Below are 23,123 nucleotides of genomic sequence, written 5' to 3' on the forward strand. Positions count from 1 at the left end.
TTTGAAAATTTTAAATACGTTTAAGAAAAATTAAATGACGCTGCTCATCAAGTCGTGGAACTTTTAATGCAACGATATCAATCTTGAAATCACTTTTTAGTGTTTCAACTTCTTCTTCAGGAATTAAGCCTTTCATCGACGCGATAATACTTTGCGCATGCATATACGGTTTAGACGCATCCACAAAATCCGTTAACGATGCAAAAGCACGACTGGTGATCACATCAAACTGCCCGAGTTCATTAATGCTGTCTTCATTTTCGACACGTGTTTGTACCGCAATGACATTTTTTAGTTTTAAGTCAGCAATAAATTGTTTTAAGAATCGAATTTTTTTACCGTTGGCATCTAAAAGCACACATTCACGTTCAGGCTGACACAGTGCAATGATCATGCCCGGCATGCCACCACCCGTACCGATATCCAATAAACGACCTGCAGGCAAATCATTTAGGATACTTAAGCTATCCAATAAATGCTTAACCAACATTTCTTTAGGATCACGAATAGCAGTCAAGTTATACGCTTTGTTCCACAGCACTAGGGCATCTTGGTATTTCAGCAATAGATTTAATGCTTCTTCACTCAAATCTAAGCCAAGCTTTTGACTACCTTGCTTTAAGTCTTGAAAAAAAGGATGCATAAAGAAGACATCTCAATAAAAATTAACTGAAGTATACCGATTTCTAAGCCGTGGAACAGTAGCTAACGCTTAGCGAATATGCACTTAATCGTACATGCCTTGGCGAATCTGTAGATCTAGATCACTTAAACGCTCAGGTGTGCCAACATCAACCCACGCAGTTTGCATTTTCTCTGCAGAAATTTTTCCATCCAACATAGCCTGTTTCAATAAAGGTGCGAGCGGACGCTTACCAGCTTCCAATCCATTAAACATGTTTGGATGTATAACTGCGATCCCGCTATAGGTGAGTGCCTCGCCTGCATGTTCTTGCTCAAAGGTATAACTACGCCCAGCATCCAAGATAAAATCACCCTTTGGATGTTGCGCTGGGTTAGTCACATAGACCAAGTGTGCCAAGTCATCTTTTAGCTCAATATTGAGCAAGGCTGAAAAATCGTAGGTCGTCCAAACGTCACCATTCACCAAAATAAACGGTTCTGTCCCAAGCAAAGGTAAAGCATTAATAATGCCACCGGCTGTTTCCAGACCTTCCGCTTCACGTGTCCAACGAATATTCACACCAAACTGCGAACCATCACCCAAAGTACCAATCAGGATATCTGCAAGCCATGCAGAATTGATGATAATTTCAGTTACGCCAATTTTTTTTAGCTTTTCTATATGCCAAACAATCAGTGGTTTTCCACCCACTTCAAGCAAAGGCTTTGGCTTATACAATGTTAAAGGGCGCATCCGATTTCCGAGACCCGCCGCTAAAATCATGGCTTTCATTATGCAACAACCTCATAAGTGCCGTATTTGGCTTCAAATTTCGGCAATACTTTAGCGCGAATAAATTGCATAAAAGGTTGTAATTCTGCATACGGTTTACTTTCTTCAAGTAAATACCACATCACACGCGGCAAATCTTTGAGATAACCTGACTTACCATCACGCTCAAATAAGCGCACAAAAATGCCTAAAATTTTGATATGACGTTGAATCGCCATCAGGTCAGCGTCTTGTTTGAATTGCTCAAAGTTACGACCTTCTTTAGCCGATGCAGGCAACAAATCATAGAACGTTTTAAACCATGCATAAACGCGATCTGCATTCCACTGCACATAGGCATCACGTGTAATAGAAATCAAATCATAAGTATCTGCACCAATCACAGCATCTTGGAAGTCAATCACACCCTGATCTTGCTCACCATCAAGTACCATCAAATTACGGCTATGAAAATCACGATGCACAATCACTTGAGGCTGAGCCAATGCAGCATTGGCTAAGATAGCAAAGGTACGTTTAATCAGTGCCGATTCTTCTTCAGTAGGCTGCACTTGTAGAGATGGCAATAACCAATCGGTTAACAGCTCCATTTCAGAAATCAGCTTTTCATAGGCATATGCAGGAAAATGAGCAGTTCCATCAATTGACTGCAATTGAATCAACTGTTTAAAACTTTGAGCATAATGTGCGTCTACGGTTTGATCATTCAACAACGTCGACAATAAAACATCACCAAAATCTTCTAACAATAAGAAGCCTTGATCGAGGTCTTTGGCCACGATATGTGGTACACGCACGCCATGTGCATCAAAAAATTCATCAATCGACACAAAAGGACCACAATCTTCTTTTTCTGGTGGTGCATCCATGAGCATAAATGTTTTATTATTCAATTTGATTCGTGCATAACGACGGAAGCTTGCATCGCCTGCTAAGAAGTTAATTTCAAATTGATCTGAACCGAGTACAGATGAAATCCATGTTTGTATCAATTGTTCACGTTGTGTATTCATTTGCGATAAATTCTAATACAGGCTGAGTTTTTAAAGTGCTAAGTGTAGCTACTTATCAACTTTTTCTCTATGATGCGACAATAATTAATTGCGATTAAGCATACCTGGTTAATGAGACAAATGAAGCATCAGTTTAAATTTAATCCTTTAGCGACTGCGATCTTAACCCTTCTATGTGGTAGCTCGTTACCAAGCTATGCAGCACCTGTTTCAAACCCGTCCACGGATGACGATACAGAACAACTCAAACAAAACATTTCAGAAGCTTACCCTGGGCAGCAGTTCTTCGAACAATATTATGTCGATAAATCTGCACCTGAAGCACAGATTCGCAACACCAATCAATTAAGTTCAGCGTTTTGTACAGGCACTTGGATTACCCCAGTTGCTCCAACAACGAAAGCAGTCGCACCTGAAGATGCAACCTCTACCATTACCGCAGACTATGGTCATTTTGACCCGAATGGCGACTCCATTCTTGAAGGTAATGTTCTGATTGACCAAGAAGGTCGTCAAATTCGTGCCGATCAAATCAAAATTGATAAAACCCAAACCTACGCCAATGCTTCTGGCCGCGTGCAAATGGCACAGTCAGGGCTGATTTCTCAAAGCGATTCAATAGATTACAATTTAAAAACCCAACAAGGTGATTTAAATAACAGCTTCTTTATTGCTGAACAGCAGCATGCGCATGGTCGTGCTGAAAAAATTTCACGTACTTCAACCGAAACACTCGAATTAGAAAACGCTGTTTATACCACTTGTCCACCTGATGAAAAACCAACGTGGAAAATTCAAGCAGACAAAATTAAGCTGAATCAAGAAACTGGCCGCGGTGAAACCAAAGGTACAACATTATATGTAAAAAACGTACCTGTGATGGCTGTGCCCTATTTCAACTTCCCGATTGATGACCGTCGTACCACAGGTATTTTGACCCCAAGCTTTGGTTTTACCAATGATGGTGGTATTGAGCTTGCAGTTCCAGTTTATTTAAACCTTGCGCCAAACTATGATGCTACAGTAACACCACGTTATATTGCAGACCGTGGCGCAATGATGGAAGGTGAATTCCGTTATTTGACCAAAAACTTTGGTTCAGGGATGGTGTGGGGTGGTTATTTACCATCCGACCAAAAGTATGATGATCAGGATCGTAAAGACTTACATTTCCTACATAACTGGAAAATTAACGATCAATTCACGACAAATTTAGAATACAATTATGCATCTGATAAAGACTATTTCTCAGATCTCAATAATAATCCAAACTCAAAAACTGACCTGAACTTACGCCGTGCATGGGAACTCAATTATAAAAATGGTATCCCTGGCCTAAAAGCACAGCTTAAAGTGGAAGACTTCCAAACACTGGATAAAACTGTCAGTGATGAAGACCGTCCATATGCGCGCTTGCCGCAATTCCTACTGAACTACAAGACTGGTAATCCGCTCGGCTTACAGTACGAATTTAACAATGATACGGCTTATTTTAAAAAGAACCTAAGTGGCGATAATATTCCGCAAAACAATGGTGATGCGACAATGTATGAGCCAAGCGGCGCGCGTATTTATAACGACTTTAGTGTGCGTTATAACTATCGCAACCCATGGTCTTTTGTAATCCCAGAAGTGTCTATTCGTAACGTCAACACGATTTATGACCAAGATACTGTTGATCGCGCCAATACAAATAACAATTACTCTAGTAGTGAAAGTAAATCGGTCATTGTACCGCAATTTACTTTAGATGCGGGTCTTGTGATGGAGCGCGAAGGTCGTTATCTACAAACCTTAACGCCACGCTTCTTCTACGCGTATTCTCCATACAAAAACCAAGACACTAACCCAAACTTTGACTCAACCACAGCGTCAATTAACTATGACCAGTTATTTAGTCCGCGTCGGTTCTATGGTAATGACCGTTTAGAAGACAACAACTTCGCATCTCTAGGCTTGAGCTATAGTTTATTTGATGATGTTGGTCTTGAGCGTTTAAAAGCCAGCGTTGGTCAAAGTTTCTATTTTGAAGACCGTCGTGTCACACTGAACAACGTCTCTGATAAATTTGATACCGAACGCCATACCGGCCCTGTCGTGAGCATTTCTAGCCAACTATCTGACAGCATCAGTGTGAATGCCAATTCAGCATGGATGGCGAATGGTGATAATGCTCAGCGCGATATTCAAATGTATTACACAGGAAATAAAGGCAATTTATACAATGTCGGTTATTTCTATCGTAAAGACATTCCTAACCGCCAAGACAGCTATGACCAAGCAGTAGCATCGTTTATTCAACCTATACACAATAACTGGCGTATTATTGGTCATGCACAATATGACCTCGACAACAGTATTGCGCGTGAATATTTACTGGGTGTGAACTACGAGTCATGCTGCTGGGGTGTTTCAGTTTATGGTCGTTCGTACTATAACGATTTAGATGATGTAACATCTTCAGATGTTAAACCAAAACGTGCCATTATGGCGGAGTTCACTCTAAAAGGTTTAGGTGGCTTCAACAATAAATTAACCTCTTTGCTTGAAAACCGAGTGTTGGGTTTTAACAATATTAATCAATCTTGGACAGAACGTTAATGAAGACAAAACAGTTAAAACAAATTTTTAAAGCGTCAGCCTTGGCACTTTGCCTATCGACTTCTGTATCTGTATTTGCTGCTGCGCAACCTAAAGATGAAATTGTAGCTGTCGTTGACAATAGCGTGATTCTACGTAGTGATCTTGATCAAAGCATTGCCGAGATCACTCACCAATTTCAAGCAAAAAAACAAACCGTCCCACCGACTGAATACTTGCAGCAACAAGCTTTAGAACAGCTGATTTCGCGCCAAGCACAGCTTGAACAAGTGAAACGCTATAACGTCAAAGCGGATGAAAAATCACTCAATGAAGCCGTACTTAAAGTTGCGAAAGATGCCGGCTCTCCAAGCTTAGAAGCGTTTCAGCAAAAATTAGATGCTGTTGCACCAAATACCTATGCAGGTTTACGTGCACGTATCGCTGAAGACATCGCGTTACAACGCCTACGCCAACAGTTAGTCACTTCTCGCATTCAAATCAGTGACCAAGATGTGAAAAACTTCTTAAGCTCACCACAAGGTCAAGCTGCGTTAGGTAATCAAGTTCATGTCTTACATGTGCGTGTAGCTAGCAGTGATAATGCCGTTAAAATCGCGGAAGACATTCGTAAAGAACTTGCAGCAAGCAACGATGTAAAAGCGATTACTAGCAAATACAGCACCAAAGACATTAAAGTTGACGGTGCCGATATGGGCTTCCGCAACTTATCTGATATTCCAGATGAACTTGCTGCACGTGTAGCACCTTTGCAAGTTGGTCAAACCACTGAACTAATTTCAGTACGTGATGGCGTTCATGTTTTAAAATTGGTCGACCGTAAAAGTGGAGAACAAAAAGCCATTGTTCCTCAATACCAAACTCGCCATATCCTGATTCAACCGTCTGAAGTGGTGAGTCCTGAAAATGCCAAGCAAATGATCGACAACTTGTATAATCGCCTGCAAAAGGGTGAAGATTTTGCGGTCTTGGCTTCAACGTTCTCGAATGACACTGGTTCTGCTGCCAATGGTGGTAGTTTAGGTTGGGTTAGCCCAGGTGTGATGGTTCCAGAATTTGAAGCAATGATGAAATCAACAGCGAAAGGTGAAATCAGCAAGCCTTTTCAGTCACAGTTTGGTTGGCACATCCTTCAAGTGACCGATACACGTCAACAAGATATGACACATGAAGTACAAGAACGTATGGCCCGTCAGATTTTAGGTGAGCGTCAATTTGACACTGAACTGGACAGCTGGTTACGTGAAATTCGCAACAATGCCTATGTTGAAATTAAAGATCCTACTCTAGATCGTAAAAAGAAATAAGTGAATAAACAAAAAACCAGCTTCGGCTGGTTTTTTTATGTCGATTCTTATCATCATTCAGCACTTTAGTAATTATTACATACCCTTTGTGAAAACAATCTACTCTTTTATAGGCAAAAAAACCTCCCATTTGGGAGGTTTTTTTAATTCAATTAACGATTGTTGTTTTCGTCGTCTTGAGCATCTTCAAATTTAGTTTCGCCATCAAAACCAGCATTTTGACCGCCGAAACCACTTTGACCACCGAAGCCACCTTGACCACCAAAGCCACCTTGAGAGCCAAAACCACCTTGACCACCGAAGCCACCTTGACCACCGAAGCCACCTTGACCACCGAAACCACCTTGACCACCGAAGCCACCTTGGCCACCAAAGCCACCTTGTTGACCGCCGAAGCCGCCTTGTTGACCACCGAAGCCAGCAGCGCCTTGAGCACCAGCAGGAGCACCAGCAGGACGTGGATTACGTGCTGGAACAACAGTTGAAATAGCATGTTTGTAAACCATTTGGCTTACAGTATTTTTTAATAAAACAACGTATTGGTCGAAAGATTCAATATGACCTTGTAATTTAATACCGTTGACAAGGAAGATCGACACAGGAATACGTTCTTTACGGAGAGAATTTAAGAACGGATCTTGTAAAGTTTGACCTTTAGACATGTTATAACTCCAAAAAATAATAAAAATCAGCGCAAAAGCTACCTTTACTTTTCAATTAAAAATTATCAAAAAGGTAGTCTGTAAATTTTGCTTTATCCGTAGCACTTTCGCAAGTCTTCTTGAGCCTGCTGCGCAGTTAAATATGTAGTAAATTTATGCGTTTCTTGCAAAGATCTTAACCAAGTATATTGACGTTTTGCAAGTTGTCGTGTTGCAAAAAGTGCCTTATCCTCCATTTCACGCTGTTTTTCGCTACTTTGATCACTATTTTTCAAAAAATCTAAAGCTTGACGATATCCAACTGAGCGCGTAGAGGGTAAATTTTCATCTAAATCGTATTTTTCAATGAGAGCTTTCACTTCATTTAAAAATCCAATTTCCCACATTGTTTTTAGACGTTGAGCTATACGCTCATGTAATTCTAATCGGTCTGGCAATAATGCGTAATTATGAAAATTGTAACGGTATGGTACGTTTTTAGGTTGCTCAGCTTGTAACTGCGTAATGGGTTTACCTGTTAATTTAAAAACTTCGAGTGCACGGATAATTCGTTGCTTATCACTCGGTTTAAATTTTTCACCTGCCAATGGGTCTACATTGCACAGTTCTGCATATACAGCATCCCAACCTTGCGACTCAGCTTTGGCTTCAATTTCAGCACGTACAGCATAGTCTGCACTTGGTAAATTTGAAGACAACCCTTCCAATAAAGCCTTGTAATACAACATTGTACCACCAACTAAAATCGGTGTTTTACCTCGTGCATGCATATCATCAATCAGTACACACGCATCTTCCACAAAGTTCGCTGCCGAATACACTTCTAGCGGACTGATAATATCAATCAAATGATGTGGATATTTCTCCAACTCAGCTTTACTCGGCTTGGCCGTACCAATATCCATATCCTGAAAAACCAAAGCAGAATCGACAGAAATTAATTCAAATCCACCTTGCTCGTATAGTTCACATGCCAAGGCGGTTTTACCGCTTGCAGTTGGTCCCATTAAGTTGATGACCGGCAATTGATTTGACATGTAAAACTACTCTCCCCGAGCAAAAAGTTTATCTAGCTGTGCCAATGGAAACGCACGCCACGTCGGACGTCCATGGTTACATTGGCTGGCAAATTCAGTTTGTTCCATCTGACGCAGTAATGCATTCATTTCAGATAGACTTAAAATACGGTGTGCGCGTACAGCGCCGTGACAGGCCATGCCTGCCAATATTTGATCCCGCTTTTGTAGTAACCCTGCAACCTGATCACTTGGGTCTAAATCATTTAATAAATCTGGAATCAGCGCATCAAAGTCTGCTTTATGCAAAATGGCAGGAACACCTCGGACAATGACTTGCTCATCGCCATATTGGTCTATTTCTAAACCTAGGCGTGCCAATTGTTCTTTGAGCTCATCGACGCGCATCGCTTGCATCCGACTGATACTGACGACTTTAGGAATCAGCAACTGCTGTGATGTCCAAAACTCAGGTTTATCCCAAGCTGTTTTCATCTGTTGCAAAACAATGCGTTCATGTGCCGCATGCATATCAACAATGATTAAACCTTCGGTGTTTTGGGCCAAAATATAAATACCATGCAATTGCGCAATGGCAATCCCCAAAGGATGCTCATCAACTTTCTGCTGAATATGTTCAGCTAAAGCGGTATCAGGATCATTTGTAGACTCAGTTTGACGTAAAGGCGCTAAATAACTTTGCAATGCATTATTGAGCTGTCTGGAACCCGCTATATTTGACTGATATCCAGTGCTATTGTTCGACGCATTTGAATATTGCTGTGTATAAGCTTCCTGACCTGTTGGCGCATGATTTGACGCATATTGCACAGCAGTTAGCGAACTAAAATCAGTAAGCCCGCCTGCGATCTCTGGACTGACAAAATTTGTGCCTTGCTCTGCAACTGGCTGAGGTTGATGTAATGAAAATTGTTCCTGATGACGCGGCTGCGGAATAATATTTTCGTGTGCCTGCCCATCAAGTTTCATTGCAGATGACAATTCAGCGGTCGCGGTTTGAAATTGCGCTAATGTTGATTTGGCAAAATGGCGGACAAACTCATGTACTTCACGTTGATTTAGAAAACGTATTTCATGCTTGGTCGGATGCACATTCACATCGATATTTTCAGGATCGACTTCCATAAACAACAAATAAGCGGCATGTTGATGCCCATGCAAAATACCGTCATAAGCCATGCGAAGTGCATGTGAAACGGTCTTGTCTTTTACGATACGTCCATTCACATATACGTATTGCATATCGGCCTGCGCACGTGCATCTGAAGGATGGCCTAACCAACCACTGAGACGCATATTGACGCTATCAGCATCTATCCAGTACGCATTTTCAGTAAATTGACGGCCTAATAATTGTTGTACCCGCTGAAAACGGAGCGCGCCACTGTCTGCAATAGGCAAGTTCAGCTTAATACTATTGTTATGCTCAAGGACAAAACGTATATCAAAATGGGTCAGTGCCAAACGACGGACAATTTCTTCGATATGTCCAAACTCAGTCCCCGGTTTTTTAAGGAACTTACGCCGTGCAGGCACATTAAAAAATAAATCTTGCACACGAATGGTGGTGCCTTGCGTCGCTGCCACAGGCTGAATTTCTTGTGAATCAAATGCAGTGCCATTTACTTCGACCTGATAGCCTACACCGTCATCATTTTGGCTACTGGTCAATGTCAAACGAGACACCGCAGCGATCGAAGCCAAGGCTTCCCCACGAAAGCCCAGACTTACAATGGCATGTAAATCCTCAGCAGTTTGGATTTTACTTGTGGCATGGCGCATGACCGCCAAAGGTAAATCTTCAGGGTGAATACCCCGACCATTGTCTATAATTTCAATCAGTGTACTGCCGCCTTGTTCAATACGAACAATCAGCTCAGTCGCTCCTGCATCAATGGCATTTTCTAGTAATTCTTTGACCACAGAAGCGGGACGTTCAATCACTTCCCCTGCGGCAATTTGGTTGGCTAAAGCAGGATCAAGCGTTCGAATGCGGCGGGCACTGATTTCATTCAGCATGGTTAAATTTCTGCTCCAAAGCGTTTTGCAAAGTTTCTGAAGAATAGCTTAAAGTCGCTGTACGAGTGGTTTCATCCGCAGACTTTTCAATATTAATAATTAAATCAGCCGCAGGGATTTCGTCGCCCCCTTTAGATGGCCATTCAAATAAAAATAGGGCGTTCGGCGTTTCTAAATAATCACGGATACCCATAAGTTCAAGCTCATAGGGGTCATTCAGACGATATAAATCAAAATGAAAAATATCTTGTCCTTGAATATTGTAAGGTTCAACCAATGTATAGGTTGGACTTTTTACCGCACCTTGATGACCCAAGTGTTGTAAAAAATAACGTGTTAACGTGGTCTTTCCTGCACCCAAGTCACCAATTAAATACGCTACACCCGTCGTAAAATGCGTCGCCAGTACGGTAGCTAAGTTTTGGGTATCGACTTCACTATTAAGTTCCAGACTGAATGAATACTGCATATTACTCACAACATGTACATAAGAATTAAATATGATAGCATCGCACCGGCTAAAATGGATATGTTCACACTATAGATTGAGCATTTTTCATGATGTGTTCTCTGCTTTATTTGCTCAGTTTTTAGATCTTTCTTCATGCATAGTTTTGAATTTACTCCCCCGATGATCAATGGTGTCAGTGCCAGCAAAGTCTTCCTTGACGGTCAACACACACAAGCCTCTACCGTTTATACATATTTGTGTGAGCAATTTCCTCATATCCAAGCAGTGGAGTGGCAACAACGATTTAAGGATGGTCTAGTCTATGCTGCTAATGGTGACGTTTTAACGATAGACAGTCCTTTTGAAGCAAATCGTCATGTTTATTATTATCGATTCTTAGCGCATGAAATCCATGTTCCCTTTGAGCATCAGATTTTATTTGAAAATGATCATTTCATCGTGGTCGATAAACCGCATTTTCTCACCATGAGTCCGACCGGTCAGTATGTACAAGAAACCTTGTTGGTTCGACTCAAAAAACAAACGCAGCTTGAACACCTAACACCGATTCATCGTTTAGATCGTGAAACTGCCGGCGTGGTGCTCTTCTCCAAATGTGTCGAAAGCCGTGGGCTATATCAACAGATGTTTGCCAAGCGGCAAGTTCAAAAAACCTATCATGCCATTGCAGCTTATCGAGATGAATTAAATTTCCCTATCACAACTCGCTATCGTATGGAAAAAGGTCAGCCTTTTTATACAATGCAACTGGTAGATGGTGAGCCTAATAGTGAAACATACATTAAGCTCCTCCAGCAGCATGGAAACCATGCAAAGTATGAATTAAATCCCCATACCGGCAAGCAACACCAACTTCGTGTACATTTAAATGCTTTGGGCATTCCAATTCAAAATGACCCCTTTTATCCAATAGTACAACATAAGGCAGATGACGATTTCAGCCAACCTTTACAACTACTTGCGAAACAGCTTGAGTTTATCGATCCTGTGACAGAGCAGGCTTTTCAATTCAGTTCTGCCTATGAATTGACACTGTAAATCTATTGTCATTACATTAAATTGATAAAATACTGCCAAACTTTCTTGAATTTATAACAGTTTTGATTAGAATAAATGCGAAAAGTTAAGTATTTAAAAGCTTTCTAAGAATATGAGAAAAACTGAAGTCTACCAAATCCGTCTCGATTCACAGGAAAAGAAACAGGCCTTTGCCGTTTTTAAACAATTAGGCATTACACCTGCACAGGCTGTACGTCTATTCTTTAAACAAGTTGTTTTAACCAAATCGATCCCCTTCTCTATTGAAAACCAAAATATCAATATTGAACAATTGATTAAGTTACGCAAATTAAAACAACAAGAAGCCCAAGCTATTTCAACCACTGAAATTAGTCCTGCGGAATTAGAAATTTTGAATAATGATCCATTACTAGATGATGATCATCTCGACTTGTTTGAAGAACTCAATGCAATTTTGGGTGAAGGTGACAAAACTTAACACTGTCGCATTTATAAACAATTTATAAATCAACCAATTTCGAAAATTCGATATGCTTCATGCAAGACTAATAAAAATAGCATGGAGTATAGAAAAAAATGATTGTTCGACGCGCAACTGAAGCAGACCTTCATCCACTTGCTGTTTTATTTGATGAATATCGCCAATTTTATGGCACCTCATCTAATCTTGATATTTCATATAAATTTCTAAGACAACGTTTTGAAAATAATGAAAGCGTTATTTTTATTTGCTTAAAAGATGATGTGATTACTGGGTTTATCTTACTGTATTTAGGCTTTTCATCTGTAGCTTGTTCAACCTACTATATTTTAGATGATGTCTATGTCAGCCCTGTATATCGTCGTCAAGGTTCAGCCAAACAATTGATCGATACTGCGGTTCTCTTTGCTCAACATGAAGGTGCGCTTCGAATCAGCCTCGAAACTCAAAAAAATAACTATCACTCACATCAACTCTATGAATCGATGGGCTTCATTAAAGATGATGAATTTCAAACCTATCATTACTTTATTCGCTAATGCTCTGCTAGGCATTAAAAACATCATCAACGCATATTAGAAACGCATCTTTAAATAATTAGCAGACATATTTATGGGCTTTAATACCGCACATTCATCCTTTAAATGATGACCTATCAAAGCCCAGTACCCATTACTGTGGAGCGATATTTTCGCGAAATTTCGATTGTTCAATTTGCGCTGCATTCAAATAGATCCATTCACCCTCAGCGAGATCATCAAGCTTTAATTGTCCTATTTGAGCACGATGTAAAGTTTCAACTTTATTGCCGACAGCCGCCAACATCCGCTTCACTTGATGATATACCCCTTGATGGACAGTCATTTGTAATTGCTGTGAAGCCAATAGCTGCACATCGGTTGCAGCGAAAATGCCTTTTTCGTTTCGCAGCTCCACGCCTTGTTCTAATTGTTGTATTTGCTCAGGCGTCACAGGATCTGCGGTATGCATTGAATATACTTTGGCAACATGCTTTTTAGGGTGTGTCAGCGCTTGTAGATATTGACCATCATCCGTGAGCAGCAACAGTCCCGTGGTGTCTTGATCCAGTCGCCCGACGCATTGCAGACCACGATTTAACAGCACATCATCAAATAATTCAAAAACACTAAAATGATGGGTTGCCTGATGCGAACATTCATAACCTTGGGGTTTATTTAACGCGATATAAACATGCTCACGATAGGTATAGTCCTGTCCATGCACACTGTAAGTTAAATCATTCAAGTCCAGCTTTTGCTTTGGATTATCTACAATCTCACCGTGTATTTCGACCGCACCATTTTTAATCAACTGTTGGCAATATTTACGCGAACCAAAACCTTGTGATTGCAGCATTTTATCCAAAAACATAGAACAACCTAATAAACACCATATATTGCTATTTTATACTGAACACCGAGCCAACTTGCAGGAAAAATAGCAGAAATGATCTTGAACGCCAGTTTTTAATGTTTCTGCGCTACACTATTGATTATTTATTGAAGTTTCTCACGAATATCCTATGTCTCAGTTGGATTTAAATCTGATCGTGTTATTGGTGTTATTGGCTTGTGGCATCTTTAGCCACAATACAGCGATCACCATAGCAGCAGGTGTCTTGATTGTTTTCCGCATCACGCCTTTAAGTGAATTTTTCCCCTATCTGCAACAATATGGCTTAAACATTGGCATTATTATTTTAACCATTGGCGTACTCACGCCGATCGCTAGCGGGAAAATACCCGGCGATTCAATTTTAAAATCCTTTTTAAGTTGGAAATCCCTCGTCGCAATCGCTATTGGCATCTTTGTCGCATGGCTAGGCGGACGTGGTGTCAAACTGATGTCGAATCAGCCAGATGTTGTTGCCGGACTACTGATTGGGACAGTCGCAGGTGTTGCGATGCTGCGTGGTGTACCCGTCGGCCCACTCATTGCAGCAGGCATCTTGTCTTTACTGATTGGGATTAAGCAATAAGGCCGTTGCTGACATAGCGGTTTAACAAAATGTTAATTTGAGCCATGCTGCATTTGAAATAAACGCCGACTAAGCATAATTCCAACGAATGACAACGCTGACATCAAAATACCTGCCCAAAACCATGCTCCAGTCTGTGAAACCACAGTGGCAATCACAGGTGGCAGAACAAATTGTGATATGGCAGAGCATTGTAAAATCATGCCGACCGTCGTACTGATTGCCGCAGGATAAGGTGCAAAATGCAGTGCTTGCGCAAAGACCGTCGCAGCAACTAAGCCTCCAAAAAGCGAAAAACTAAACACCGTTAAATATTGCAGTAAAAACGGTAACGCATCTGTAGAGAGATAAAAACCTAAGGAGCAAATGATCAAAACAGCAAAACCCAGTTGGACTAAAGTTTTAGCTTGAAAACCACGCTGTAATAGTAGTCCACACCCCCAAGTGCCCACTGCATTCGCAACGGCAACACTGGCTGTTAAAGCACCTGCCAATTCGGCTGAAATTTGATTTTGCGCATAAATCATCGGTAAGAAACCCACCAATGCAAACCACTGCCCTGCATATGTCCCAAAAATGAGCGCCAAAAGCCATGCTGCAGGATGTTTCAGAGTATCCCGAATGAGACCAATAATAGGGGTTGTATTCAGCGCCACATTAGGCTGAGGAATAAACATAGCGATACAGAGTAGTAATGCTGCAGTAATCATAGCGAAACTGAGCCAAACCACACTCCAACCATATTGAGCAATTAGAAATGGCGCAACCAATAAGGCTATGCCCATACCTCCGCCCATATAAGCACTCCACAGTCCCATCTTTGCGCTGATGTGCTGTAGCGGTACAAGCTGACGGATAAATGCAGGCCCTGTGAGTGTCACCAATAAGAAACCAAATCCTTCTATGACACGCAGTAGCAACAAGACATCAAAGCTTTGTGCAAAGCTCCCCCATGCACTTGCTATCGTCAATAGACTTAAGCCCAATAAGATACACAGTTTAAATCCAATTTTTTGGATATAACTACCAATCAACAATGCAAAGCACATTCCTGCACCCTGTACTAGTGAGAGCAATAAACCAGACTGAATAAAGCTAATGCCGAGTTGCTGTTGTAATACAGGTATTGCGGGCGGTAGTTTCCCGATATGCATTGCAGCAATAAAACCTGCCGCAATAATGAATAAATCTTTTGACATCCCTTTCATTGAATTGTCATGCTCTTTTCGCCATGCAATAGTGCACAGCTTAACAATTCAAAATATTATTTTGAGTCAAAAAACAAATGACCTTAGATGATTTTTCAATTATTTAATCATCTTGCACCGTCACATGCTAAGCGCACTTTGATTTAAATTAAACAACGATACTTAGTCATGGCATCTGCATTTGTTTGAGACAGGACAAGTTTTCATCAAAACGTTTTGCGATACTTTAGATAATATGAAGGTAGTGAACGAATTTACCTGCATAACTATGAGTGAATTATTTAAGCAGTGAGATATTTAGGCAGTACGTTATTTAGGATTGATTTGTTTCCGTTCACGCTTATTGGCGTACATTTTCAAATCTGCCATTTCGACCAATTGATCAATAGATTGAGCATCTTCTGGAAATAAAGCCATGCCTATACTGGCACCAATTTTCAAGCTCATTTGCTCAAATACAAACGGCAGTCCGCAACTTTCTGCGATTCGATTCATCGCCGTTTGCGCACGTTCTAAGTTGGCAATATTGGTTAAGATCACAGCAAATTCATCACCGCCCAAGCGTGCAACCAAGTCATCTTGACGCGTTTCACGCAAAATGCGCTGCGCGATTTCTTTCAGTGCAGCATCCCCAATGCGATGTCCAAACTGATCATTAATCGGCTTCAGACCATCCATATCAATCATCAAGATACCCAGTACTTTTTTCTGCGCGCGAGCTTTTTCTATCCCTTGGCGTAAAAAGTCGACAAACAAAGCCCGATTGGCTAAGCCGGTTAAGCTATCTTGAGTCGCCAATTTATATAACTCTGTCGCACCGAAACGTGTTGCATGGTACATCGCCGCAGCGATCAACTCCGACATCAAACTCAATATATGTAAGTCGGCTTCCTGAAAGGCATCGACTTGGTCAGAGTAAATCTTTAAAACACCAACACCTTCATCACAGTGAATCAATGGCACCACAGCCATCGAACGCAACCCGACACGTCGACATGCCACGCGATCTACCCGTGCATCTATTTCCGAATCTTGGCAATACAGTGTTTGTTTCTGCGCAATACATAGACCTGATAAGCTATTTTCAATATGTAGTCTTAAACCCAATAAATGACTCGCCCCACCAGACACTGCACGATAGACCATATCACCATCTTCAGCCAACTCTACAACAGCACCTTTGGCATGTGTAATCTGCTGCGCCTGTTCTGCCACTACGGTCATCACTGCATTTAGATCTAAACCCAGTTTGGCAATAGCTGTCTGAGTTTGAATCACAGACATGAGTTGAGTTGGTGATGGTTCTATAGTATTCGGCATGATTGAGCTCAAACAGGGTTCAGTGTGAGATACAGCTCAATTCTAAAAATTATTCATCCACTTGTATAGCAATCTTAAAGTGATTTCTGTGCATTCAAGCACTTTAGATACAACTCATTGAGATACTACGCTTTAAAAGAAAATGCACTCAAGGAAACAACAGAGCAAGCAGAATCATCGATACATATTTCGCAGGTTGGGGAAAGTCATAATGTATGGATGACCCACGTATTTCACGACTCTCCCTCACGATATTATTTCAACGCGTAAATTTCACTCTGCATCCATTCTCCGCCTTCCAATTGCACATCGACAGCCACACGTTGGTATTCAGCCCCTTCAAATTCATCTAAAGCCGCCCAATGTGCTGCTAAGTTTTCAGAGATAAAAACATAGCCTTCAATGGCTTGACCTGCCTTCGATAAACGAATACCCGGACTGCCCATCGCCGCACCCCAGCCTTTATGTTCTAATTCACCCCAAACTACACCTTTCTTCCACTCGCCACCAATACGCTCCATCACGTGTGCATTGGGCTGACCTAGACGTCATGTCCCGTATACAAAAAGACTCTGAGTCATAGCTCCTCCTTAGTTGGAATAATATTGATTGCGTTTTTGTGAGAATTTCGCCAACTGTTTTAGGAAGCCTTCAAAATAGCTTTTTTCAGCCTCTTCGGTACGATAGCCTGCGTACAAGGTCCGTCTTAAACCTTCAGGTGAAACACAATCTAAACGTCGAGAGGTCACCCAACCTTTTTGCTCATATTCATTCACGACCCAATCAGGTAATGCCGCGATGCCACGACCGCTTGCAACCAACTGAATCAGCATCTGGGTCAAATCTGTGGTACGGACGTGTTTAGGCTGAATATTGGCCGGTAAAAATAATTTCGCCATGATATCTAAACGATGTTTATCGACCGGATAGGTAATCAGCGTTTCATCTGCTAATTCTTGAACAGTCACATTTGTCGCACGAACCAATGGATGTGTATTGGACAATACCAAACGAGACTCATATTCAAAGATTGGGAAATATTCCACACCTTTTAAATTGATAGGATCTGCAGTAATCAGAAGATCAAACTCGCCCGTTTGTAATAGTTCATGCGGATTGGCTTCAAAGCCAGAGGCAAAGTCTAAATCTACATCGGGGTATTGCTGACGGTAGACATTCAATAACGGCATCAGCCAATCAAAGCAACTATGACATTCTGAAGAAAAAATAATTCGGCCGGTTTGACCATGCACAATACGTGTAATGTCCGATTGCGCAATTTGAACTTGCGGCAAAATGTCATCAGCAAGGCGTAGTAAACGTTGCCCAACATTCGAAAAAGTAACAGGACGTGTGCGTCGGTTCACCACCTCTACCCCATACCAATGATCTAGCTCTTTCAACTGGTGTGAAAGTGCAGAAGGCGTTAAACACAGATCATTAGATGCAGCGACCAAAGAACCGTGTTCTCTGAGTGCCAATAAGGTTTTGAGATGGCGTAATTCCAACATGATTGTTCTCAACTAAACTTGGGAGCAACTTTGCAATCGAATAGTTTTTGCAAAGCATTAATGAATTATACTCACCTTATCATTATTTTATTAAGTTTTATTCATTTAAAGTTTTATTTGGAACTTTAATCACCAATTCATCGTTTTTAAGCAGATGCAAAGGATGAAAATAAACACGATGCCCTTATTAAAAAAGCCAGATTGATCAATCTGGCTTTAAATGTATGTAATCCAAAGAATGTGTTATTCCACAAATAATAAAGCCAAACGAACTTGGTCATAACCCATGCGTGGACTGGTCAACTCCACAATTGGGCGCAGCTTAACCGTGCCGTCATCATTATAATGTGCTGGGTCTTGTCGCTTCGCCAAGCGTTTATAGATTTTACGCACCTGTTCAACCACGTCTTCTCCCGGATGTGCCACCGATATATCTAAACCTTGCTCTTTTTGCAGACGAGCCAAATGGTTAATAATCGTAGCAGGTGTTAAACCACGCTCCACTGCAATATCTTGAATTTCATAACCTTCTTCAAACAATTCACGAGTTTGATCTAAAGTCGCTGTGGCAAAGCTTTGTTTCGCACCAGTTTTGGCAATTTTCTTTTCATTGCGCTCGATTTCCACTTCATTCAGTGTTCCGCCACAATGGCGAATAAAGGCTTTGTGTTGAACGGTTAAATCAGCCTCTGCAAAATTGGTTTCCGCTTCATCAGAGAGTTCCTGAAAGCGTCGATCGGCTTTAATCGCCAAACTGTCGAGTTCTAAGGCTTGTTCATTAAAACCAAGTAAACGCAAACCATCTAATGTTTTTAAACGCGACAATGCCACATACCCCTGACCCTTTTCAAATGTATGCGTCAAGTTAATTTCAGCCGCTGCAAGGGTCATCCCTTGAGATTTGTGAATGGTAATCGCCCAGGCTAAACGCAGTGGAATTTGTTGGAAACTGGCAATGGTTTTACCATCATCATTATCGACAGACCATGTTTCAGGTTCTACCACCAAGGTCGTGCCATCAGTGAGTTTTACTTTAGGCAAGATGCCATATTCATCATCTTCTTCAAAACCTATCACTTCACCGAGGCTGCCATTGATATAGCCCACGTCAAAGTTGTTTTTTACAAACATCACTTTGGCATTTTTCTTTAAGGTCAAAGTTTCCGGCGCACGCACGGATGATTTTAAGGTTTCGATCAGTTTGTCATTACCATCACATTGGGCATCAAACTGGCGAGATTCTTGCTCAATTTCATTTAGATGTTTATAGTTAATACTATCTACATCCATATTATGGGTATACAAGCGCGTAAAGGTTTCACCTATATTTTGTGAACTTGTCTGCCTTAAAGCATGCAAATGATCGCCAGTAATTTGCTGAGCACGAATCGCATTTAGAATATCATTGAGATAGTCATTACCCTGACGATGTTGTTCGGTCAAATAACACACGCGAAACTTCGCTTCTACCCATGCCTCAGACATAAAGCAAAACTTGTCACGGTTTAATTCACCTTTGCGTCCCACAGGGGGTAACTGGAAGAAGTCACCTGCAACAATGACTTGAATCCCCCCAAAAGCATCTTCACTGTCTTTAAAAAATTTTAAAACTTTATTCACCAAGTTTAATTGCTTGGCATGCAACATCGAAATTTCATCGATGATTAAAACTTGGGCATTTTCCAAATGCTCTTTTAAATATTTACGTTCTTTTAAGCGCTTTAACTCATCTTCGGAAATCGCATCTTTAATCCCAATCCCTGCCCATGTATGAATTGTCATGCCATTCATATGGGTTGCAGCAATCCCTGTAGAAGCCGTAATTGCCACCGGTACTTTGCGCGCTTTTAGATAATTGATGTACTGATTTAAAGTATAAGTTTTCCCTGCACCAGCCGAACCTGTTAAAAACACATTTTCGCCTGCTTTGAGCAGCTTGAGTGCAGTTTCTTGTTTCATAAGACCTATACCGTAAAAGAACGGCTATAGCCTAACGATTTTTGACTCAAAAGTTAAGCGCACAACACAGTTTCCTAAATCCGTATTTCGCCAATCTTACTTTAAGCTATTGAACCTATTTAAAAATTCTTTAGCGATATTTACTTTTTCTATTTCTGCTTGGGTATTATTTGAATACTCAAGTTGATCAAAAACCAAAATGTGGTTTTGCACATGACAGCCCAAAGTCATCGATACATGCAAAATGGGATGGTACATATGAAAAGCTACATATACTCTTGCAATGATACTGGCGCTATAACTTGATGCCAAACAATGTTTAAATTGAATAGATTCATCAATAATTCGATCGATGGTTTTTAATTCTTCAAAGACCCACTCTTGAAAATATATTTTGTCGTCAGTTGTAAATGGCTGCCAAACCGTTGTCGCAAATTGACGCTTTAATTGAGTTAACACTTCTTGCTTTTGTTGCTTGGCATGCCAATGCACCGCCTGATGAAAGACCCCATTCCAGGTAATATTTTTAGGGACTATATGACCTGTAGAATAAGTCGCACTAACATAGTCACGCACATATGCATCAAATACAGATACTCTTAAATTAGCATGCTTTAAATAAAATAAATTTCGAAAATCCTGCAGTTGAATTTTATGTTGTCGTAAAACACTTAAAAATTGGCGATTTTCTTGGGTTTCTGGACGGATATAATCCATCAAAGCCTGCGGTAAATGCTGCGTACAACGTACTAAATGCTGCAGATAGGCCTGCATAATACGGCTCAAGGGTAGATAGACTTTTTTTATAGCCTGATCCTCTGCACCCAAAACCTGTCGCATTAAGATCAACCACTCATCTAAATACAAAATCGATGGGCTGATCACTACACGATGATCATCATGCTGCTGATATTTTTGGTGTAAAACAAACTGTAGATTTTTTTCATGATTAAACCAATCATGTTCATGCGCAATCGTATGGCAATTTTGAATAAATAAGCGCGCTGCAACAAATTGAAAATGTTGTAAGGTCGCAAGAATCAATGCGGGATGAATATGCTGCGTATCGACAAAACTTAATGCCGTCACAGCCACTCGTACATTACTGTGTTGAAAATTACGACTCAGCCAATCCAATACTTCGGCTGACTGCTTGAACATCCATCGCACTGCACGATTGTTATCGAGTAAAGGGAGTTTTCCACATTTTTTTTGCCAAATTGCTGTGGCTTGCACAAAATTGCTATGGCTTAATATGTCCTGCTCTGCCCAAACATCCCGATGCATCAAACGAATAAAACCCAACAAATTGGGACGCTCATATGCATGGTCGAGCAACAAAATAATATCTTCTATATGTTCATTTAATTCTTGTAAATTGAACCGATCTTCATAACTCAAACTCATGATCCGGTAAATCGTTGGATCTAAAAATTGTGCTGTAGCAAAACAAATCTCGTCCAAACTATCCATCAAGAGCTGTATCGGCAATATTTCAGCTTCTGTAAGTGAATGAAGCGCAAACATCTGCTCAATCTTTTGCATCAACCAATGTGGTAGACAGATTTGGCATTCGATATACGTTTGTAATAGCGGCGTCTGATAAATCTGCTGCTCTTGCATCAGCTGATCAAAAATTTGCGCTTCAACTGCTGTCATCTGTGCTAAAAACTGCTGAACACGCGCTGGCCCATTTAGATGTTGAAAAATCGACTGTAAGATCAATTGTCTAAATTGCTGTGCTTTTTCTCTGAGCAAGAGTGAATGTTGCGGCTTTAGGTCGCCAGTAAAAAAATATAATTCATGAAATAAGAAATCTTCTATTGTTTCAATACAAGGCACTGTCGAATGCAATTCAGCAATTTTGATGGGTCTAAACGGACTTCTAGGAAACTGATATCCAATCGATTCACGACTTTGTAGTTGTAAGGTACACAGTCCATTACACAGTTGAATGCGGTGCTGCTCTTGTTCAATTTTAAAGATATTTTGTGAATTGAGTGCTGTAGCAAGTTCCATTTGCTCTTGATACAACTGCTTTAAACTTGGAGATATTCGAATAAGTTGCCGAGCAATATGCTCAAGCTGCGGGGTCAAGCTTTTCTTTTCCATCTTCCGCCCTAACGATCGTTGATTATTTTTCAACCTTCACTATAGTCAAAGTTTAATGCTCCGACTACTGCCATTAATCAGCCAAATAGCTGTACAAAAGGTCAATACAAAGGCGTTCAATAAAAAAATCTAAAAGCTATTGTTGTGACAAAATTCACCATGATTTTGAGCTGTGACGAATAAAAATGGATGAAGTTGAAGAGTAGTCACTATTATTGATTTGTAGAATGTTGTTCTGCACGGATTCTTTTGAGCTGTTCTATCGCATTGTAAATATCTTGTTGTAGTGCCTCTCGATAACGCTTTAAATCCTCCACACTCTGAATATGACTCAAACTTTGACGGGGTAAAAATTGAAAATAGAACGGAATGCGCTTGGGGATAATCCGTTTGGGTAAAGACGGAATCACATCACCATGACGTAATAATTTATCGATTTTTTGTATTTTTAATAGTTGTTTAAACCAACGATGTTCAACAATCACACTGGCATCAAAACCCAGTTCAAAGACTTCATCTCCACCTAAAGCGGCAAAAGGCACGATATCATAATTAAATTCTTGCGCCAGTTTTAAAAAGCCATTACGTTGCTTCCAAATCAGTTGATAGGCTTCGCCTTTTCGCTTCAAAACCTCTCGACCACCACCGGGAAAAACTAAAATGGAATAACCTTGTTGCATCACTGTTCTGACATAGTCCTGAATGCCTTGGACTGCACCGAACTTTTTGACCATGCCACGCCAACCGGGCAAATAAAAATGGCTATGATCAGCGATACTGACCACAGCCACTTTATGTTCATTGTAGAGATAATCAATAATCAACGGTGAATCGAGTACACCGTAAATTGTATGATTCCCTACATACATTGCAGGTTTTGATGCATCAATATATTCAGCGCCAAAAAAGGTCGGCGTGAAATACATGCGGGATAAAGCGCTTAAACGCTTTATCCATTTTGCATCATGTTCAACCTGCAAATGTG

General features: G+C 40.7%; 21 protein-coding genes. 6 read left to right on the forward strand and 15 right to left on the reverse strand.

Annotation, left to right across the window (positions count from 1 at the left end; all coding sequences use genetic code 11):
- Positions 1-10 precede the first annotated feature (10 nt).
- The 3 genes from rsmG to G0029_RS10085 form a co-directional block, all read right to left on the reverse strand.
- A complete protein-coding gene (gene rsmG, locus G0029_RS10075) occupies positions 11-643 on the reverse strand; it encodes a 16S rRNA (guanine(527)-N(7))-methyltransferase RsmG (RefSeq protein WP_180003083.1) in 633 nt (210 codons plus the stop codon).
- A gap of 84 nt (positions 644-727) precedes the next feature.
- On the reverse strand, positions 728-1,417 hold the full coding sequence (gene murU / locus G0029_RS10080) for an N-acetylmuramate alpha-1-phosphate uridylyltransferase MurU (protein WP_111885067.1): 690 nt from the start codon (positions 1,415-1,417) through the stop codon (positions 728-730).
- Complete coding sequence (locus G0029_RS10085) at positions 1,417-2,430, reverse strand: aminoglycoside phosphotransferase family protein (RefSeq protein ID WP_180106670.1); 1,014 nt, start codon at positions 2,428-2,430, stop codon at positions 1,417-1,419. Before G0029_RS10085 ends, murU begins: the two co-directional genes overlap by 1 nt.
- Before the next feature lie 120 nt (positions 2,431-2,550).
- Between G0029_RS10085 and G0029_RS10090 the strand changes: the two genes are divergently transcribed.
- Positions 2,551-5,031 carry an LPS-assembly protein LptD gene (locus G0029_RS10090; RefSeq protein ID WP_180106672.1) on the forward strand — a complete coding sequence of 827 codons (2,481 nt, stop codon included), beginning with the start codon at positions 2,551-2,553 and terminating at the stop codon, positions 5,029-5,031.
- Positions 5,031-6,338: a peptidylprolyl isomerase gene (locus G0029_RS10095; protein ID WP_078193677.1), complete on the forward strand. Its 1,308-nt coding sequence runs from the start codon at positions 5,031-5,033 to the stop codon at positions 6,336-6,338. The genes G0029_RS10090 and G0029_RS10095 overlap by 1 nt, the downstream gene beginning before the upstream one ends.
- Positions 6,339-6,490: 152 nt before the next feature.
- On the opposite strand, the gene hfq is transcribed toward G0029_RS10095, so the two are convergent.
- The 4 genes from hfq to tsaE all read right to left on the reverse strand — a co-directional run bounded on the left by hfq (position 6,491) and on the right by tsaE (position 10,525).
- A complete protein-coding gene (gene hfq, locus G0029_RS10100) occupies positions 6,491-7,000 on the reverse strand; it encodes an RNA chaperone Hfq (RefSeq protein WP_168378882.1) in 510 nt (169 codons plus the stop codon).
- 92 nt (positions 7,001-7,092) lie between these two features.
- Positions 7,093-8,037, reverse strand: coding sequence for a tRNA (adenosine(37)-N6)-dimethylallyltransferase MiaA (gene miaA, locus G0029_RS10105; protein ID WP_180106674.1), 945 nt, complete (start codon positions 8,035-8,037; stop codon positions 7,093-7,095).
- Between the two features lie 6 nt (positions 8,038-8,043).
- Positions 8,044-10,056 carry a DNA mismatch repair endonuclease MutL gene (mutL, locus tag G0029_RS10110; RefSeq protein ID WP_180109733.1) on the reverse strand — a complete coding sequence of 671 codons (2,013 nt, stop codon included), beginning with the start codon at positions 10,054-10,056 and terminating at the stop codon, positions 8,044-8,046.
- The gene (gene tsaE / locus G0029_RS10115) at positions 10,046-10,525 is read right to left on the reverse strand and encodes a tRNA (adenosine(37)-N6)-threonylcarbamoyltransferase complex ATPase subunit type 1 TsaE (protein WP_180109734.1); all 480 of its coding nucleotides are present in this window, start codon (positions 10,523-10,525) and stop codon (positions 10,046-10,048) included. The genes mutL and tsaE overlap by 11 nt, the downstream gene beginning before the upstream one ends.
- Positions 10,526-10,660: 135 nt before the next feature.
- Here tsaE and G0029_RS10120 point away from each other — a divergent pair, with 135 nt between their 5' ends.
- The 3 genes from G0029_RS10120 to G0029_RS10130 all read left to right on the forward strand — a co-directional run bounded on the left by G0029_RS10120 (position 10,661) and on the right by G0029_RS10130 (position 12,568).
- Positions 10,661-11,566 carry a pseudouridine synthase gene (locus G0029_RS10120; RefSeq protein WP_180109735.1) on the forward strand — a complete coding sequence of 302 codons (906 nt, stop codon included), beginning with the start codon at positions 10,661-10,663 and terminating at the stop codon, positions 11,564-11,566.
- 112 nt (positions 11,567-11,678) lie between these two features.
- On the forward strand, positions 11,679-12,026 hold the full coding sequence (locus G0029_RS10125) for a type II toxin-antitoxin system RelB/DinJ family antitoxin (protein ID WP_078189014.1): 348 nt from the start codon (positions 11,679-11,681) through the stop codon (positions 12,024-12,026).
- Between the two features lie 98 nt (positions 12,027-12,124).
- Positions 12,125-12,568, forward strand: a complete 444-nt coding sequence (locus tag G0029_RS10130; RefSeq protein ID WP_168378877.1) for a GNAT family N-acetyltransferase — start codon at positions 12,125-12,127, stop codon at positions 12,566-12,568.
- 133 nt (positions 12,569-12,701) lie between these two features.
- Here G0029_RS10130 and G0029_RS10135 read toward each other — a convergent pair whose 3' ends face one another.
- Positions 12,702-13,421, reverse strand: a complete 720-nt coding sequence (locus G0029_RS10135; protein ID WP_180109736.1) for a pseudouridine synthase — start codon at positions 13,419-13,421, stop codon at positions 12,702-12,704.
- A gap of 151 nt (positions 13,422-13,572) precedes the next feature.
- Between G0029_RS10135 and G0029_RS10140 the strand changes: the two genes are divergently transcribed.
- Complete coding sequence (locus tag G0029_RS10140; protein WP_111885075.1) at positions 13,573-14,028, forward strand: DUF441 domain-containing protein; 456 nt, start codon at positions 13,573-13,575, stop codon at positions 14,026-14,028.
- 32 nt (positions 14,029-14,060) lie between these two features.
- Here the strand turns inward: G0029_RS10140 and G0029_RS10145 are convergent, their stop codons facing one another.
- The 7 genes from G0029_RS10145 to G0029_RS10175 form a co-directional block, all read right to left on the reverse strand.
- Positions 14,061-15,227, reverse strand: coding sequence for a CynX/NimT family MFS transporter (locus G0029_RS10145; protein ID WP_227591809.1), 1,167 nt, complete (start codon positions 15,225-15,227; stop codon positions 14,061-14,063).
- A gap of 318 nt (positions 15,228-15,545) precedes the next feature.
- Positions 15,546-16,556 carry a sensor domain-containing diguanylate cyclase gene (locus G0029_RS10150; RefSeq protein ID WP_180106686.1) on the reverse strand — a complete coding sequence of 337 codons (1,011 nt, stop codon included), beginning with the start codon at positions 16,554-16,556 and terminating at the stop codon, positions 15,546-15,548.
- A gap of 254 nt (positions 16,557-16,810) precedes the next feature.
- A complete protein-coding gene (locus G0029_RS10155; RefSeq protein ID WP_227591810.1) occupies positions 16,811-17,077 on the reverse strand; it encodes a gamma-glutamylcyclotransferase family protein in 267 nt (88 codons plus the stop codon).
- Positions 17,078-17,146: 69 nt separating this feature from the next.
- On the reverse strand, positions 17,147-18,067 hold the full coding sequence (locus G0029_RS10160; protein ID WP_180106688.1) for a LysR family transcriptional regulator: 921 nt from the start codon (positions 18,065-18,067) through the stop codon (positions 17,147-17,149).
- Between the two features lie 243 nt (positions 18,068-18,310).
- Positions 18,311-20,026 (reverse strand): AAA family ATPase, encoded by a 1,716-nt coding sequence (locus G0029_RS10165; RefSeq protein ID WP_180003112.1) that lies wholly within the window; start codon positions 20,024-20,026, stop codon positions 18,311-18,313.
- A 96-nt stretch (positions 20,027-20,122) separates the two neighbouring features.
- A complete protein-coding gene (locus G0029_RS10170) occupies positions 20,123-22,138 on the reverse strand; it encodes a hypothetical protein (RefSeq protein WP_180109738.1) in 2,016 nt (671 codons plus the stop codon).
- A 212-nt stretch (positions 22,139-22,350) separates the two neighbouring features.
- Positions 22,351-23,118 carry a 1-acyl-sn-glycerol-3-phosphate acyltransferase gene (locus tag G0029_RS10175; RefSeq protein ID WP_180106692.1) on the reverse strand — a complete coding sequence of 256 codons (768 nt, stop codon included), beginning with the start codon at positions 23,116-23,118 and terminating at the stop codon, positions 22,351-22,353.
- Between the last annotated feature and the right edge of the window lie 5 nt (positions 23,119-23,123).

Source organism: Acinetobacter sp. YH12138, assembly GCF_015218525.1.
Taxonomy (GTDB): Bacteria; Pseudomonadota; Gammaproteobacteria; order Pseudomonadales; family Moraxellaceae; genus Acinetobacter; species Acinetobacter amyesii.

Bases quoted from the DNA above. Each gene is read 5' to 3' on its own strand.
- tsaE (WP_180109734.1), bottom strand. From the start codon at position 10,525: ATGCAGTATTCATTCAGTCTGGAACTTAATAGTGAAGTCGATACCCAA.
- murU (WP_111885067.1), bottom strand. From the start codon at position 1,417: ATGAAAGCCATGATTTTAGCGGCGGGTCTCGGAAATCGGATGCGCCCT.
- G0029_RS10150 (WP_180106686.1), bottom strand. From the start codon at position 16,556: ATGCCGAATACTATAGAACCATCACCAACTCAACTCATGTCTGTGATT.
- G0029_RS10170 (WP_180109738.1), bottom strand. From the start codon at position 22,138: ATGGAAAAGAAAAGCTTGACCCCGCAGCTTGAGCATATTGCTCGGCAA.
- G0029_RS10130 (WP_168378877.1), top strand. From the start codon at position 12,125: ATGATTGTTCGACGCGCAACTGAAGCAGACCTTCATCCACTTGCTGTT.
- miaA (WP_180106674.1), bottom strand. From the start codon at position 8,037: ATGTCAAATCAATTGCCGGTCATCAACTTAATGGGACCAACTGCAAGC.
- G0029_RS10085 (WP_180106670.1), bottom strand. From the start codon at position 2,430: ATGAATACACAACGTGAACAATTGATACAAACATGGATTTCATCTGTA.
- G0029_RS10090 (WP_180106672.1), top strand. From the start codon at position 2,551: ATGAAGCATCAGTTTAAATTTAATCCTTTAGCGACTGCGATCTTAACC.
- hfq (WP_168378882.1), bottom strand. From the start codon at position 7,000: ATGTCTAAAGGTCAAACTTTACAAGATCCGTTCTTAAATTCTCTCCGT.
- mutL (WP_180109733.1), bottom strand. From the start codon at position 10,056: ATGCTGAATGAAATCAGTGCCCGCCGCATTCGAACGCTTGATCCTGCT.
- G0029_RS10120 (WP_180109735.1), top strand. From the start codon at position 10,661: ATGCATAGTTTTGAATTTACTCCCCCGATGATCAATGGTGTCAGTGCC.
- G0029_RS10145 (WP_227591809.1), bottom strand. From the start codon at position 15,227: ATGTCAAAAGATTTATTCATTATTGCGGCAGGTTTTATTGCTGCAATG.
- G0029_RS10140 (WP_111885075.1), top strand. From the start codon at position 13,573: ATGTCTCAGTTGGATTTAAATCTGATCGTGTTATTGGTGTTATTGGCT.
- G0029_RS10125 (WP_078189014.1), top strand. From the start codon at position 11,679: ATGAGAAAAACTGAAGTCTACCAAATCCGTCTCGATTCACAGGAAAAG.
- G0029_RS10155 (WP_227591810.1), bottom strand. From the start codon at position 17,077: ATGGAGCGTATTGGTGGCGAGTGGAAGAAAGGTGTAGTTTGGGGTGAA.
- rsmG (WP_180003083.1), bottom strand. From the start codon at position 643: ATGCATCCTTTTTTTCAAGACTTAAAGCAAGGTAGTCAAAAGCTTGGC.
- G0029_RS10135 (WP_180109736.1), bottom strand. From the start codon at position 13,421: ATGTTTTTGGATAAAATGCTGCAATCACAAGGTTTTGGTTCGCGTAAA.
- G0029_RS10095 (WP_078193677.1), top strand. From the start codon at position 5,031: ATGAAGACAAAACAGTTAAAACAAATTTTTAAAGCGTCAGCCTTGGCA.
- G0029_RS10160 (WP_180106688.1), bottom strand. From the start codon at position 18,067: ATGTTGGAATTACGCCATCTCAAAACCTTATTGGCACTCAGAGAACAC.
- G0029_RS10165 (WP_180003112.1), bottom strand. From the start codon at position 20,026: ATGAAACAAGAAACTGCACTCAAGCTGCTCAAAGCAGGCGAAAATGTG.